Here is a 14,830-nt window from a genome sequence, read left to right on the forward strand (position 1 = left end):
CGTAAATTGTCCAACTGCAACGGCATCAATTAATTTTTGTCGTGTCAGCAATCCTGTACTGACCAATTCTGCATCTAAATAAGCAAATAGAACATATCCGCTTCCATAGAGTAGTGCACCGACTTTAAAAAAAGTCCAAAGAATTTTTAAGGTACTCGTTGATGCTGTTACCTGTAATAAAACAAGTGGAGTGAAACTGTTCAGATTGTTTTTAGAGTTGCAGATGAAATGCCAAACTAAACCGAGAAATCCGCAAGCAAACAACGCCAAAATTTCGTGTACTCCAAGCAAACAGGCAATCAACGTCAATGTTCCTAAAATTCCGAGTTCCACATTTTTGAGTGCTTTTTTTCCAAGGCGGTAAACTGCCCCGAGAATAATGGCAATTACTGCTGGCTTTATTCCATGAATGAAAGGTTCAACTTTTGGGAATTGTCCGTATTGTTGATAAAGCCAAGCAAAAAACATTGTGATGACAACCGCAGGAAAAACAAAACAAACACCTGCAACTATCAATCCTTTCCAACCTGCTCTTTCGTGTCCGCAGTGCATTGTCATTTCGGTTGAGTTGGGGCCGGGAATAATATTGATCGCACCCACCAAATCAAGAAAATGCTGTTGGCTCATCCATTTTCTTTTTTTCACGACTTCATCTTCCATCATTGCGATATGAGCCGCAGGACCGCCAAAAGCAATGCTACCTAATTTGAAAAAGAGTTTTGCGACTTCTATTAAAGTACCTTTTGTTTCCATTTTGTTATAGTAAAATTTTTAAATATTATAGTAACAACAAATGCTATAATTATTGATATTATAACATCTGTTGGGAAATGAACTCCTAAAGCCAATCTGGAATAAGCTACTAATAACGCCCAAACTAAAACAGGTAAATAGTAAAGTCTTTTTAGGTTTGAAAATAGCAAGCCGAAAGATAATATAAATGCTATAACAGTATGTCCTGAGGGGAAAGATGGACTATTTGCTATTGATAAATTTACTATGTCACCATACAAATCAAAAGGTCTTGTTCTGTGTATAGCATATTTTAATGAAATAACAATTAGCGTTGCAGTTGAAAGCATAAGGAGTAATTTCAAAAAAATGTCTTTTGCATTTTCCGATTTCTTGAAAAAGACAAACCATCCTAAACAAAAAATAATACCGATTGCTATGAGATAGGCCGTTTTTGAAATCCAAAGTAATGTTGAGTCGAATAGTTCAATTCGATTATTATGAATCAAGCGCAGTAAAAAAATATCCACTTCTATCTGTTTGCCCATTTCTTACTTTGAAAATAATTATCAAACGACCATTTTCCTGCCCCTTTGATAAGCAAAAACAAACTTCCAAACCACATAGCAAAATCGGTACGCATTTCGTGAGTCATACTCCAAAATCCATAACTGTTTAGTTCCCGAAGGTTGAATGGCCCAAAACTCTCTCCAAAGGCAATGGGAATTTTAGTTACGACAATGGCAACCGTCATATTGATAAGCATTGCTAAAGAAGCTCCCCGTGTCAATAGCCCCATCAGTAAAAGAATGCCACAAGCTATTTCAAATACACCAACAAAATTTCCGAAAAACTCCGGGTTTGGAAAACCCATTTTAACAAACCTTCCTGCACCACGAGTAGCGGGATACATAAATTTTTGAATGCCTTCTGAAAGGAAAACTGAACCGACCATTAAGCGTATGATGATGGTGGTTTTAGAATGGTCTGAACTAATTATTTTTTGAAACATTTCAAGTTATTTTTTCAATCAAAATAGGATTATATGCTTTGTAAATTCGAGCTACTGTCCAAGCGATAGGTAGGCTTAAAATAGCTGGTACTATTATATCCATTGGATAATGAACACCAAGGTAAACTCTACTGACACTTACAAAAATTGCCCAAGGAATAAGTATAAATGGTAGCCATTTTAGCTTGTTCTGGGCTACTAAAGTCAAGTAGAACGCTAATGAAAATACATTAGCTGCGTGAGATGAAATAAAGCCAAACTTTCCTCCTTTATAGTCATTTACAAAATGAAGTTGTCCTGCTAAATCAGGATTATGACTTGGTCTCAATCTTTCGAAAAGTGGTTTAAAAAGTCCTGAAGCTAACTGGTCGCTAATAGTTATGAGCAAGACAATTAACAAAATCATTAGGGTAGAGTTCTTTTTATACTTCCATATAAGCAGTAATGTCAGTAGAAAATAAAACGGTAACCAAGTAAATTTACTGGTAGCAAACCACATTATATCATCCCAAAATTTATTGTGATTACCATTTAACCATAACAGAATATCAATATCGAACTGTTTGATAAGTTCTATCATTGCTTCCTAATAGGTGATTGTCTGTAAAGAGGTTTCTTTACTGTAAAATGAGGTGCTTTTTCCATTGCGTGGCAACTGATACAACTGTTAGTCAGCATTTGGAAGTTATTGTTGAATACCACCGTATCTCTTTTTTCAAGTGCTTTTTGCATTTCTGTAAGTGTTACGGTTAAGAAATGCTCTGCGGATTTTGCACGTTTGGGTCTTCTTTCCAAACCACGCTCAATCGCTTTACGGATTTTTTCTATTTGATAGTTGGCATATTCCCAATTCTCATCTTGTCCTGCCCAATAGAGTTCCTGATAGCGGTAGCCTGTTTCCACCATTGACATATCAAAACCCCTGAATTGGTTTTCAATGGTTTCTAATTTTTTCTGTCCCGTTCCTTTTATCCATTTGCCTTGGGCATTTTGCTCTTGATTGTTTCCACAAGAACTAAGCAAAAGCAAAGCGATAATTGATATTGACCATTTCATATTTTGTGATTTTAATGCTGTAAAATTATACAACACATAACCAATAATGTGGTCTATTTGAAAAAAGAATGGTATTTATCTGTTGTTGTTTCTAAAGCCCACTGGAGTTTGGTCAACGTGTCGTTTGAAGTATTTTGAAAAATGGGAATTGTCCTTGAAATCAAGTCTGTGGGCAATCTCGCTTACGGTAATGTCTGTGTAAAGCAAAAGCCTTTTTGCTTCATTGATAATGTGTTCTGAAAGTATCTCAGCAGAAGATTGTCCTGTTTCTTTTCTGCAAGTTGCATTTAGGTTTTGCGCAGTGGTGTTTAACAATTTGGCATAATGGTTTACCTTATTTTTGAGTCCATCGTCTTTGCTCAAAAGGGCAGTGAATTTTTGAAAGATTGTACCGTTACCGTTTTTAAAAGTTTTTGGTGTTGCCGATTCAAGAAATTTTGCCAAAAGTGCTTTTAACAGTCCGTCTATTATTGGTTGATTTAGCTTTTTATTTTCTTGATGTTCGTTTAGTAAAATGTTGAAAATGTCAATTGCAATATTGTCTTTGGGAAAAAGACAAGTTTGTGCACTCAATTCTGAAATCAGGCGTTTGATATCTTTGTCCAAACAGTTGTCGATAAAGGATTTTTTGATGATGAGTACAAAGCCTTTGGGTTCTGTTTTGATGTCCCAAAAATGTACCTGCTCTTTACGGATTGTGAAAATAACAGGTGGTTTTATTTCATATTCTTTGGTGTCAATAGTGTGGGAACCTTTTCCTTTAGTCAGATAGATAATTTCAAAATAACTGTTGTGTTTGTGTGGAGATGTTTTTCTAATGTGCCGTCTGAACGGAGCAATTTTTAATCCTTCGGTTTGTCTGGTTTTGTCTTTTATTTCGAGTTCTGCTTTCATTTATTGTATTGCTGTCCGTTCGGTGGCAAAAATTAGGCTCTTTTGGTTTTTTCAGCGTTGGCTTTGTGTTGGCAAAAACTAAATGTGCCTAATGTGCGGCTGATTTTTTACATTACCTACAACTTGTTTATATAGATATAAAATACATCGTTATACAACTAAAAAGGAGATATAAGAGTACTTTACTGTTCTTTATTTTTGTTGCTAAGCTTTCTTGTTTAGTAAATGAAAAAAGGAAGTCTGTAGCAATTTTTATTCTCTTTATTAAGCGTTAGCCAAGATAAAACAAAATAAAAAACCATACAAAAATGTACGGTTGAAATGATGTTTTTGACTTTGAAAGATAAGTAATGATGAACCTCTCAGTGATTGTGTGTGTTTTGTTATATGTGGTTGTTTTTTAGTTCTTTAATCTTTAATGTTCTATTTGTTATAATTCCAACGTAAGAGGTCAAAACTATAATCAATGATAAAATTATTTGCCAAGACTCTGATTTAGGAAAATCAAATAATAATTCGAATTGTGGGATTTGAATTATAGCCAGAATTATTATGAGAGTTGAGAATATTAGTAATGATTTCAGATTCCGAGCTATTGATGTTGGTTTATATCCAATTAATATTTCTTTTGCGTAGAATATAAGCAGCCCAATTGTCAAAATATTCGGTATAAGTAAATTCCAAGAGCTGTATTGACCGGTTTCAATATTTCCGAAAGTCAAATAAATAAAGGTTAACCAACCAAAAATATAGATTGTAAATAAAGTCAATCCAATCCATAATAGTTTAAATAATATCTCTGGTTTCCTATTTTTCATTTTCTCTAATTTTACACAACAAGCTTGACTATAAGTAGTTGTGTTGTGTTACTTTTAACTCAGTAAGTACACACACCAAACTGAAAATCCGTGAAAATTTTCAGAAGTAGGAGTGAACAAGTAATTATTTTTACACATTTATATATATCACTTTTATCTTATTAATCTAGATTCAAATAATTGATAAAATAGCTATTATTAAAAAAATCGAATATCCTATAATTGAAATAATATATTTATAATCTTTTTTTTCTTTTTTAACGATACTTAAAGCTGTTAACATTACTCCTGATATTAGAAAAATATTAGTTAAAATAACTATTATGGACAAAATTAAATCAGAGTTATTTGTTGTTTTTTCGGAATCTTCTAATTTTAGGGTTGTTGAAGTTGTAATGATATAAGCAATCAAAAAGTTTAATGAAATAAGGTAAATTAGAAACCGAAAAGACCAAGTTCTATAATTGGTTGTTTTATTAAGTATTGTTTGAGTAGATTCCATTAATTTGTTTTTTTATAGAGTGATATAGTAAACACTATATTATTAATTCAATTAGTTTGATTTTTAACTTGTATATAGCGGTCTAGTATAACCGTCAGTTACGGATTAATACGCGTCAATTTTCGGTTAAAGACAGACCTTTTTTAGATTTACTTACTTTAATTTTTGCACTTAAACCGCTATTACTTATACACATCTTAAGTTAGCAATTGTTTAAATTTAGTAATAAAAACCAGAAAGAAAAAAGCGTAGAGTAAGGTTATGATATACGTTGAAACCTAGATTTCGTCAACATTGATAATCCCTACGCTTTTACTACTTCGAATTCGTTCAGTTCTGTGAGACCAAGATCTCGATTTCAAGTTGTTTAATTGATAGTAGTTATTTTCTTTCCAATCCTTTTTTCTTATGAGTAAAAATAAACAATTTTTAGGAATCGATGTAAGTAAAGACGTTTTAGATGTATATGATTATCAAGGAAATTGGTATCAGTTTAAAAATGATGCATCAGGTTTTAAAGAGCTGTTGTTAATCACAACTGATTTAACACATTGTATAATGGAAGCTACAGGATATTATCATGTACGCTTAGCTTATTTTTTAACAGAAAAAGGAGTTTTGTTATCGGTAGAAAATCCGTTGAAGGTTAAGCGTTTTATTCAGATGAATTTATCAAAAGTAAAGACGGATAAGAGTGATGCAAAGCAGTTATATAATTATGGCGTAAGTCAATCTCCTTCTATATGGAAAGGAGATAGTAAGGAACAACAAGAATGTTTACAAATAGTACGTTTGTTGAGTGTTTATACGAAACAATCTACTCAATTAAAGAACAAGCTTCATGGCGAATCAGTATTAGGAACTCCCTCAAAATTGGTAGTTAATTCCTTAAAAAGGCAGCTGAAAAACATACAAAAAGAGATAGTTAAATTAGAAGATTTGTTGCTAGAGAACGTAAAAAAGAGTTATCAAGAAGAAATAACTTTATTAAAGTCTATTCCAGGAATAGGGGGTAAAACAGCATTAATGTTATTAGTTTTTACCGATGGATTTAAGCGTTTTACTTCAGCAAAAGAGTTGTGTAGTTACGCAGGTATTACACCCACTATTAGAGAATCAGGCAGTAGTATAAAAGGACGCCCTCGAATAAGTAAAATGGGGAATCCAAAGCTTAGAAATTTATTATTTATGTGTAGCTTTAATGCTTGTAAATACAACAAAGCATGTAGAGAACTTTATGACCGAATAGTTGCTAAAGGTAAGAGTAAAAAACTAGCTTTAATAGCGGTGTGTAATAAGCTACTAAAACAAGCTTTTGCCATTGTAAAGAGTGGTTTGCCTTATGACGCAAATTATAAAAGTACGTTGGTTTAAAAAAGTATAAAATGTACTTGTTTTTTACCTCAGTTCTTTGTTAGGCAACGTTTTTTATTTTTTAATCAGTTTAGGAGTCAGAAATAATAATAGCCCAATTGACAAAAAAATCAATGCTCTTTTTGAAAGTTCTTCAGACTCTTTCATATGGCTATCATTTTCCGATTCATATTTTTGTTTATGTTTAATTGAACTAATAATTTCTTTTGCTGTTTTAAAGCTTTTACTATCATTATTTGGCAAATCGAAATATTGAATATTTACCCAACCTTTTTTACCCAAACTCTTCATTTCAAATAATGATTTTCCCATTATCGAATATTTGGCTAACGAGTAGTTCTCCGATTCTTTAATAATTAGCGTGTCGGCATTTATATCTTTTGTCATTACTTGATTTAGGCTTATCAGAACTTTTTTAGAACTTTCAAGACCAAATTCAGGTATTTCATAATACTGATATTGGATTTTAGGGAATTTCTCCAAATCAGTTGAATCAGTATAAATTTTTCCTACTTCGTGAAAGTTCTTATAATCAAGCTTTCTATCTTGTTCAGTGAAATATTTAAATTCGGTTGAGATGAAAAAAGTCAGATCTCTCAATTCCACTTTATTTTGTGCGAATGTCAAAACAGGAATTAATAATATTATGACTATAAATATTCTTTTCATTAGTGATTTTTTAAATGTTGCCTAACTGTCTCGGCTATGAGTAGTTGCTTGAATTTAGCAATAAATTCCAGAAGTAGGCGAGAACAAGTAATTATTAGTTACTGTACTCTTTCCCATTCTCATCAACTAAGAATTCATTAGGATTCAATCTAATATATTTAGCCAAGTTTTCAATAGGTTCAGAAAGAGGGATATGAAACCATCCACCATCTTTTGTCTCTTCTAAATCATGATACTTTTTTTCAAGTTGTTCATGTCTTAAATCATAATCAGTTGGCTCAACATCATTAGTTAAGTAATCAAATTCTTTTTTGTTGTTGTCATAGAATAATAAAGTTTTATCAATAGCATTAACAGTGTCATGTTCGTTAAATTCAGATAATAACTTTTTAAGTTCTATTAAATCAGGTATTTCATGCGAATAATCTATAAAGAAATTTATTTGTCCATAACTTTCAATAGTAAATTCAATCTGAATAATTAAGTTACATAGTTGAATTCTTTTATAGTATAAGTCTTTTTTTTGATTTGTTATGTTTGGATTTATTTCTACATCCGTGGTTTGTCCAATTAATTGAACTAACCATTTATCATCAGCATTTAAAAAATCTTCTTTTTTTATTTTAGGTCTCATTTTATGGTATTGTAGCTAACGGTTATATAAATACTTTTATTGCTAAGCTTACTTGTTTAGGAAAGAAGTCTATAGCAATTTTATTCTTTTTTTATTAGCGTTAGCCAAGATAAAACAAAATAAAAAACCGCACAAAAATGTACGGTTAAAATGATGTTTTCAATATTGATAAGTAAGCTTACTGTATAAAATTACGTTGACGTTTCGCTTCAAAAGTTAAGATGGCTGCGGCAACCGATACGTTCATAGAATCTATTTCCCCTTGCATTGGGATGTTGATATTCTGAGTAGCTTCGTCTCGCCAAACTTGCGTTAATCCTGTAGCTTCAGTACCCACTACCAAAGCAGTAGCCTTAGTATAGTCATTTTTATGGTATTCGTTTGAGTTTTGTAGGGTAGCACTGTAAATATTAATGTTATGCTCCTGTAAGTACGCTATAATGTCTTCAGAAGTGCCTGTAGCTATCTGATTGGTAAATACACAACCCACACTAGAACGTATGATATTAGGATTGAATAAATCCGTTTTAGGGTTGGCAATAAAAACAGCATCCACATTAGCAGCATCGGCGGTACGTAACATAGCACCAATATTTCCTGGTTTTTCAATACCTTCCATAACTAATACGAGTGGGGTAGTGGTGTTGAATTCAATAGTGTCTAAATCGAAGTTTTTAGCTTTTACTACAGCAATAATACCCTCGGTAGTATCACGATAGGCAAGCTTTTGGTATACCTCTTTTGTTATTTCTATACAATTAGCAGCCTTATTTAGAATTTTGTTTACACTTTCTTCGGTAAACATATCAGCAACAAACAGCAGGGTATCTATTTCATAACCTCCTTTAACAACTAACGAAATTTCACGTTGTCCTTCTACTAAAAACAATCCTTTCTTCTTGCGTTCTCTAGATTTCTCTTGAAGCTTTAAAAGCTCTTTTATATAGGCGTTTTGTGTACTACTAATCTGTTTCATCTGCTATTATATCTAAATACAAAAGTACTATTCTGTTTTATAATAAAATACCATCTTGCTAAAAGAATAATTACTAGCTATAGCTGTTGTTAGGCAAACAACAGTACTGTTGCCCAACACCAAACACCACTGTTGTTTAACACTAGATGCTACTGTTTGAACCTTCAAACAAAACCAAAATATGGGGTATACTAGTTTGTATTAAGCTTCATACAGTAGTGTATGAAGTCACCCGACACTACTATATGGTGTCACGATATAGTGGTATATGAAGTTACCATACAGTAGCGCATGCTTATTGGCACCGCCAAAGGGTTTAATACCCCGAGACTTGCTTCGAAAATCAAGAACTTTTTTTCCTATAAAAGTTTCGTGAGCTTGCTTTGAGGTAGTTTACTATCAGTGCATAAAAAAACATCATTCTTTTTACGGAATGATGTTTAATAGTTTATTGAATTGAAGAGATTCCTTCGTCATTATTTCGACTTAAGTTTATCTTGAGCGAAGTCGAAAGGCTCAACAAACTCCTCGGAATGACGTTAAAATTGTTGTCATAGCGAGGAATGATAATGACGTGGCTATCTCTTAGTTTAGAAAGATATTCTATTGGTTTTTATACTTATTAGCATAACGCTTCCATAATTTTGTTTGATGCGATTCTAGGCTAATTTTTCTTCCTTGTATAAAAGCAGCTGTTAAAATGTTAGTACGCATATCTAAAGCATCACCTTCAGAAATAAATAGGGTAGCATCTTTACCAACTTCTAAGGTTCCTACATTGTTGTCAACACCTAAAATTTTAGCGTTGTTTTGAGTAATTAATTGCAAGGCATTTTCTTTACCTAATCCGTAAGCAGCATACGTTCCTGCATAAAAAGGTAAGTTACGTGTGCTCATACGTTCCATATCTCCTTCCATACCTAAACCTACTAAAATACCTGCATCGGTTAATATCTTAGCTGCTCTAAAAGGTCTGTCATAATCTGCATCTTCACCATTAGGCAAACGGTGAGCACGTTCTAAAATAACAGGTACATTATTCGTTTTTAATAAGTCAGCAACTTTTTCAGCCTCTTGTCCGCGAACAATCACGATGTTTTTAACTCCTAATTCTTTACATACATTTACAGCATCAGTAATTCCTTTTTCTCCTGATACGTGTACAAACATTCTTTGATTACCGTTTAAAACTCCTTGTAAAGCTTCGTATGGTAAGTTTTTAGGTGTTTTGTTACCTGCTAGGTAGCTTTTTGCATTGGCGAAAAATTCTTTAAGCTTATCAATACTTTTTTGATAGTTTTTGTTAGGCTTTAATCCTGGATCTTCACCCATCCACCAACGACCTCTCGAAAATACTTGAGGCCAGTTCATGTGAATACCATCATCGGTTTTAATAGTAGCATCTTCCCAGTTCCAAGCATCTAATTGTACCACAGAAGACGTACCAGAAATAACACCACCACGTGGAGCAATTTGTGCCATTAATACTCCGTTAGGACGCATGGTTTCTACTACTTTACTTTCTGCATTATAGGCAATAATACTACGAATGTGTGGTAGCATTGAACCTACCTCATCAAAGTCTCTTGTTGCACGTACAGCATCAATTTCAGCTAAACCTAAAGAGGTGTTTGCTGCAATAAAACCTGGGTACACGTGTTTTCCTTTGGCATTAATAACAGTTCCCATACGAGCAATTCTGCTATTAGCATTTCCTACATGGGCTATTTTACCGTTAGAAAACATGATTAAGGAGTTTTCAATTACTTCTCCGTTTCCTAAATGTGCTGTAGCACCTTCAATACTATAAGCTTCAGTTTGCTTGGGTGCTGGTGTTTGTTGCGCTATTATATTTCCTAAGAATAAGAAACATAATAAACTATATATTAATTTAATTTTCATGTTGTGTGTTTTTAAGTTCTTATTCTGTATCACAGTGAAATAATTTCTGAGTTTTCTTTTTAGGAGCTTGTGTTTTACCTCCTTTAATCTTCTCTTGTAACATCATGTTAATTAACTTAGCACGCTCTGCTTTAATAGCTTTACGCTTTTCTAAGTCTTTTTCAATATCAAAATAAACAGCTCCGTCAATAATTGTTTTCTCTGCTTTAGAATATACTGAAAGTGGATTTCCGCTCCATACTACAACATCTGCATCTTTACCTTCTTTAATACTACCTGTACGGTCGTTTAAGTGTAATAATTTAGCAGGATTGATAGTAACTGTAGCCCAAGCTTCTTGTTCGCTTAAACCTCCATATTTAATCAATTTAGCAGCTTCTTGATTCAATCTACGAGACATTTCTGCATCATCAGAATTAATAGCAACGGTAACTCCTTGGTTGTGCATAATAGCTGCGTTGTATGGAATCGCGTCGTTAACCTCGTATTTATATGCCCACCAGTCAGCAAAAGTAGAACCGCCAACTCCGTGTTCTTTCATTTTATCTGCTAGTTTGTATCCTTCTAAAATGTGGGTAAACGTATTAATGTTAAAGTTGAATTGTTCTGCAACTTTCATTAACATATTGATTTCTGACTGTACGTAAGAGTGACAAGAAATAAAACGTTCTTTATTAATAATTTCTGCTAAGGTTTCTAACTCAATATCCTTACGATATGGCTGTCCGCTTTTCTTTTTAGCATCGTATTCTTTCGCTCTTTGGAAGTAGTCAATATATACTTGTTCAACTCCCATACGTGTTTGAGGGAAACGAATGGTATTTAAATCTCCCCAGTTAGATTGTTTTACGTTTTCACCTAAGGCGAATTTGATAAATTTAGGAGTGTTGTTGTATAACATTCCGTCAGCATTCTCTCCCCATTTTAGTTTGATAATTGCCGAACGTCCACCGATAGGATTGGCAGAACCGTGTAATACCTGAATAGAAGTAACACCTCCCGCAATGTTTCTGTAAATATTTACATCGTTAGGGTTGATAACATCTTCAATAGTAACCTCAGCTGTTGAGTTATGTCCTGATTCGTTTACTGCTGAAGTAGCAATATGTGAATGCTCATCAATAATACCTGCGGTTACATACTTACCAGTTCCGTCAATAACTTTTGCTCCTCTTGAAGATAAGTTGGTACCTATTTTGGCTATTTTACCATCTTTAATTAATACATCGGTATTGTTTAGTACTTCGTTGTTTTCAGAAGTCCAAACCGTAGCATTTTTAATTAAAATAGTTTCTTTTTGCGGAGCTGTAGGGTTTCCTAATCCGATATTTGGGTATGAAACAGCTACTACTTCAGGAGTGGTCTCTTTTTTCTTGCCGCCTTTCTTTTTAGCGTCAGCTTTTCCAGTATAAGTAGCATTCCATGTACTTTCATTCCCATCGTTGTCGGTAGCTGTACCTGTAATTTGTTGTTTGTTTTTAACAAATGCTGTTAAGCGAGTATAGTTGTCACCATCTTTAAAAGCTATATGTAACCAGTCGTTGCTAAAAGACGATTTGCTGTTTACCTTTTTATCTCCACTTTTTAAAGCAGCTGTTTGTTTAGCTCCTTTACCAGTAATGGTCATATCGTACGATTTTCCGTTAACTGTTAACGTGTACTTACCTGTAATATCTTTAATATCCATTGAGTTAATGGTGTTTTTATCACCTTGTACCCAGTTTTCATATAAAGTAGTTTGTTTGTCAAAAATATCACCAGAAGTAATTAAGAAGTTAGCATAACTACCAGCTTTTAAGTTTCCTATTTTATCATTCTTTAAAATTTTGGCAGGTACTGTAGTTAATGCTTCTAAAGCTGTAGTTTTATCTAATCCATAAGTAATTGCTTTTTGTAGGTTACTACTAAATTCTTTTGCTTTTTTTAACTTGTAGGTAGTTAATGCAAAAGGAACATTGTTTTTTGCTAAAATTGAAGGATTTGCTGGTTCTTGATTCCAAGAGCGCATATCGCTTAACGCAATTTTATTTGCTAAAAATGGATTTGATACATCGTAAGCATTTCTAAAGTTAATAGGAAGAATGTAAGTAGCATTAGTTGCTTTAATATCATTGATTCTTTCATATTCGTTACCTCCACCTACAATGGTATATTGAATTCCAAATTCGTCACCAATTTTATCAGCACGCATATTATCTAAATATCCACCTGCATTAAATATTTGAGATAACTCTTTTTTACTGTTTAGAGCTTCTAAAGCTAAATCGGTATTTTTTGCATTTCCTTTAGCATACCAGTCAGCGTCTAAATATGTTTGACGTAATAATGCCATGGCTCCCATACGTGAAGTAGGGTAGCTTTGACGTGATTTAGCACTTTTAGAAAACGATAAGTAGTTTCCTGATTGTTTGTCTAATATTCTGTAAGCATCAGAACTATTAGGGTTTAAAGCAACTAAAACTCCGTTACCTTGCATAATACCGTCTTCTAGGTGTGTATTAACAGCACCGAAACCTAAAGACAATAATTCTTTAGCTTTTTTAGTATCAAAGTTAAACTCAGCAGCAGCATCTACATCAGGACGAATATGGTCGTTCCAGTAATATCCTTTTCTACCAGCATCGTATTGTGGTGTTTTACCACGACCACTCTCACGTTTAGGTTTTGCGATACCAAAGGTTGAATAGGCATCTACAAACGAAGGATACATAGACTTTCCGTCTAGGTTAATTACTTGTGCTTCGTTAGGTATGTTAACGGATTTACCTACAGCAACAACTTTACCGTCTTTAATAAGCAGTGTTCCTTTTTTTACTACTTGGGTAGGGGTAACATAAATAGTAGCATTGGTAAATGCATACACGTTGTTTTTGGATGACTTTACTCCTGTGTTGGTAGGAAAGTACTCTTGTGCAAAAGAGGTACTAATACACAGGGATAAGAGTAAGAATAGTATTTTTTTCATTTAATATTGAGTTGATTAGCTTATAAAAATAGATAGTTAAAGAGGAAAACAATTCCTTTTAACAAAACATTAAGAATTAATCACAGGGTGATAGCCAAGAATTTAATCCACCAAGGCTTACCTAATAGACTTAAAATGGGTTTTCTTATAGTTCTTTGTTTACTTAGCCTAAGATAGTTTAGTTAAGAACTAGCTTTCCAATCTTTTCATGACCAGATAACCAGGCTGTATTACTGTCAATAAACTGAATAGCATAGTAGCTTTCCTTGCTTATTTGTTTCCAAGTATGTCCACCATCGTTAGAAAATGATATTCCTGTTTTTCCAACTGCAAAAACTTCATTTCCATTCGTGTTAGGTACATACTGTACGCAGCTTTTGTAATTAGGATTGGTATTATTAGCTACGAGTGTCCATGTTTTACCACCATCGGTAGTAATTGCTTTATTAGCGTTATTGTCTTCCGGTTTTGAGTAGTTTCCTCCAATAGCAATTCCATGGTTTTCATCATAAAAATCAATAGAGTAAATTCCTTGTGGTCCGTTACCTTGTACAATTGGGGTGTCAAAAATCTCCCAAGTGTTTCCAAAATCGGTAGATTTTAAAATACGTGCTTTGGTTCCTCCAGAACCTATCCAAACAGCATTGTTTACAATAGCAATATTGGTGTTACTAGCAGCAAAGAAGGCTTCTCCTTCTTCAAAAGTAGGCAGCTGTGAGCAAGGTAGTTTTGTCCACGTATTTCCTCCGTCTGAGGTAAGAATAATAGACGGACAATCTTCTGTAGGATCACCAACGGCAATACCATGTTTTCCATCGGCAAAGAATTGCATACAGTCGTAAAAAACCTTTTCGTGTTCTTCCTTATATACCAATTCATATTTGTTTTCATATCCTTTATATAGTAAGGCTGGGTTTGCTACCGATAAGGCAAATATATTTTCACCATTTTTAGCAATGCTTCTAAAGTGCGGTATAATAGTATCGTTATACTTTAAACTTTGTGTTTGCCATGTTCTACCACCATTTTTTGTTGTTGTAATATCTCCTTTAGAGCCTGCAAAAATTAACTCATCGTTACTAATAGCTAGTATAGCTCTAATACTGGTACTATCTTGTTTAAACTCGGTAATTTTAATAGTTTCAAAAGTTCTTGGGGCTTTCTTTTCTTGCTTACAAGATAGTATTGTTAAAGAGAGTAAGAAAAGGAATAATAATCGTTTCATGTGTTTGTTTTAGTTGTTTTAAATGGAACAAGTAACCTTAGAAATTTAAATTAATTAGTAAATATGTAGAG

Annotated in this window: 14 protein-coding genes (1 of these 14 only partly in view); 1 reads left to right on the forward strand and 13 read right to left on the reverse strand. The window is 33.3% G+C overall.

Translation table 11 applies throughout. The features are described 5' to 3' along the window. The 7 genes from chrA to D6200_RS02865 form a co-directional block, all read right to left on the reverse strand. Positions 1 to 753 carry the 5' portion of a chromate efflux transporter gene (gene chrA, locus D6200_RS02835; protein WP_073184932.1) on the reverse strand. Its footprint begins 363 nt before the window's first position, so 753 of the gene's 1,116 nt are visible here — the first part of the coding sequence; its start codon is at positions 751 to 753; its stop codon lies beyond the left edge, outside the window. Beyond that, positions 732 to 1,280: a phosphatase PAP2 family protein gene (locus D6200_RS02840; protein ID WP_073184935.1), complete on the reverse strand. Its 549-nt coding sequence runs from the start codon at positions 1,278 to 1,280 to the stop codon at positions 732 to 734. Before D6200_RS02840 ends, chrA begins: the two co-directional genes overlap by 22 nt. Further along, positions 1,265 to 1,744: a DoxX family protein gene (locus D6200_RS02845; protein WP_073184937.1), complete on the reverse strand. Its 480-nt coding sequence runs from the start codon at positions 1,742 to 1,744 to the stop codon at positions 1,265 to 1,267. The genes D6200_RS02840 and D6200_RS02845 overlap by 16 nt, the downstream gene beginning before the upstream one ends. 1 nt (position 1,745) lies before the next feature. Next, positions 1,746 to 2,324, reverse strand: a complete 579-nt coding sequence (locus D6200_RS02850; RefSeq protein WP_073184940.1) for a phosphatase PAP2 family protein — start codon at positions 2,322 to 2,324, stop codon at positions 1,746 to 1,748. Next, positions 2,321 to 2,800 carry a hypothetical protein gene (locus D6200_RS02855; protein ID WP_073184942.1) on the reverse strand — a complete coding sequence of 160 codons (480 nt, stop codon included), beginning with the start codon at positions 2,798 to 2,800 and terminating at the stop codon, positions 2,321 to 2,323. The genes D6200_RS02850 and D6200_RS02855 overlap by 4 nt, the downstream gene beginning before the upstream one ends. 75 nt (positions 2,801 to 2,875) lie before the next feature. After that, the gene (locus D6200_RS02860; RefSeq protein WP_073184944.1) at positions 2,876 to 3,694 is read right to left on the reverse strand and encodes an AraC family transcriptional regulator; all 819 of its coding nucleotides are present in this window, start codon (positions 3,692 to 3,694) and stop codon (positions 2,876 to 2,878) included. 990 nt (positions 3,695 to 4,684) lie between these two features. Beyond that, positions 4,685 to 5,014 (reverse strand): hypothetical protein, encoded by a 330-nt coding sequence (locus D6200_RS02865; RefSeq protein WP_073184948.1) that lies wholly within the window; start codon positions 5,012 to 5,014, stop codon positions 4,685 to 4,687. A gap of 408 nt (positions 5,015 to 5,422) precedes the next feature. On the opposite strand from D6200_RS02865, the gene D6200_RS02870 reads away from it, so the two are divergent. After that, entirely contained in the window at positions 5,423 to 6,388 is a 966-nt protein-coding gene (locus D6200_RS02870; protein ID WP_073184959.1) for an IS110 family RNA-guided transposase, read from the forward strand. Positions 6,389 to 6,442: 54 nt separating this feature from the next. On the opposite strand, the gene D6200_RS02875 is transcribed toward D6200_RS02870, so the two are convergent. The 6 genes from D6200_RS02875 to D6200_RS02900 all read right to left on the reverse strand — a co-directional run bounded on the left by D6200_RS02875 (position 6,443) and on the right by D6200_RS02900 (position 14,759). Beyond that, positions 6,443 to 7,057, reverse strand: coding sequence for a hypothetical protein (locus tag D6200_RS02875; RefSeq protein ID WP_047788693.1), 615 nt, complete (start codon positions 7,055 to 7,057; stop codon positions 6,443 to 6,445). 94 nt (positions 7,058 to 7,151) lie between these two features. Next, the gene (locus D6200_RS02880) at positions 7,152 to 7,691 is read right to left on the reverse strand and encodes a hypothetical protein (protein WP_047788694.1); all 540 of its coding nucleotides are present in this window, start codon (positions 7,689 to 7,691) and stop codon (positions 7,152 to 7,154) included. Between the two features lie 178 nt (positions 7,692 to 7,869). After that, positions 7,870 to 8,667, reverse strand: a complete 798-nt coding sequence (locus D6200_RS02885) for a TrmH family RNA methyltransferase (RefSeq protein ID WP_073183865.1) — start codon at positions 8,665 to 8,667, stop codon at positions 7,870 to 7,872. A gap of 603 nt (positions 8,668 to 9,270) precedes the next feature. After that, complete coding sequence (locus tag D6200_RS02890; protein ID WP_073183868.1) at positions 9,271 to 10,569, reverse strand: amidohydrolase family protein; 1,299 nt, start codon at positions 10,567 to 10,569, stop codon at positions 9,271 to 9,273. A 19-nt stretch (positions 10,570 to 10,588) separates the two neighbouring features. Beyond that, positions 10,589 to 13,534 (reverse strand): amidohydrolase family protein, encoded by a 2,946-nt coding sequence (locus D6200_RS02895; RefSeq protein WP_073183870.1) that lies wholly within the window; start codon positions 13,532 to 13,534, stop codon positions 10,589 to 10,591. Positions 13,535 to 13,712: 178 nt separating this feature from the next. Beyond that, positions 13,713 to 14,759, reverse strand: coding sequence for a WD40/YVTN/BNR-like repeat-containing protein (locus tag D6200_RS02900; protein WP_073183872.1), 1,047 nt, complete (start codon positions 14,757 to 14,759; stop codon positions 13,713 to 13,715). Positions 14,760 to 14,830: the final 71 nt, after the last annotated feature.

This window comes from Tenacibaculum mesophilum (assembly GCF_003867075.1).
GTDB lineage: Bacteria > Bacteroidota > Bacteroidia > Flavobacteriales > Flavobacteriaceae > Polaribacter > Polaribacter mesophilus.

What these genes read in the sequence shown, in the direction of transcription:
- D6200_RS02840 (WP_073184935.1), bottom strand. Translation starts at nt 1,280, where the DNA reads ATGGGCAAACAGATAGAAGTGGATATTTTTTTACTGCGCTTGATTCAT.
- D6200_RS02845 (WP_073184937.1), bottom strand. Translation starts at nt 1,744, where the DNA reads ATGTTTCAAAAAATAATTAGTTCAGACCATTCTAAAACCACCATCATC.
- D6200_RS02850 (WP_073184940.1), bottom strand. Translation starts at nt 2,324, where the DNA reads ATGATAGAACTTATCAAACAGTTCGATATTGATATTCTGTTATGGTTA.
- D6200_RS02855 (WP_073184942.1), bottom strand. Translation starts at nt 2,800, where the DNA reads ATGAAATGGTCAATATCAATTATCGCTTTGCTTTTGCTTAGTTCTTGT.
- D6200_RS02860 (WP_073184944.1), bottom strand. Translation starts at nt 3,694, where the DNA reads ATGAAAGCAGAACTCGAAATAAAAGACAAAACCAGACAAACCGAAGGA.
- D6200_RS02865 (WP_073184948.1), bottom strand. Translation starts at nt 5,014, where the DNA reads ATGGAATCTACTCAAACAATACTTAATAAAACAACCAATTATAGAACT.
- D6200_RS02870 (WP_073184959.1), top strand. Translation starts at nt 5,423, where the DNA reads ATGAGTAAAAATAAACAATTTTTAGGAATCGATGTAAGTAAAGACGTT.
- D6200_RS02875 (WP_047788693.1), bottom strand. Translation starts at nt 7,057, where the DNA reads ATGAAAAGAATATTTATAGTCATAATATTATTAATTCCTGTTTTGACA.
- D6200_RS02880 (WP_047788694.1), bottom strand. Translation starts at nt 7,691, where the DNA reads ATGAGACCTAAAATAAAAAAAGAAGATTTTTTAAATGCTGATGATAAA.
- D6200_RS02885 (WP_073183865.1), bottom strand. Translation starts at nt 8,667, where the DNA reads ATGAAACAGATTAGTAGTACACAAAACGCCTATATAAAAGAGCTTTTA.
- D6200_RS02890 (WP_073183868.1), bottom strand. Translation starts at nt 10,569, where the DNA reads ATGAAAATTAAATTAATATATAGTTTATTATGTTTCTTATTCTTAGGA.
- D6200_RS02895 (WP_073183870.1), bottom strand. Translation starts at nt 13,534, where the DNA reads ATGAAAAAAATACTATTCTTACTCTTATCCCTGTGTATTAGTACCTCT.
- D6200_RS02900 (WP_073183872.1), bottom strand. Translation starts at nt 14,759, where the DNA reads ATGAAACGATTATTATTCCTTTTCTTACTCTCTTTAACAATACTATCT.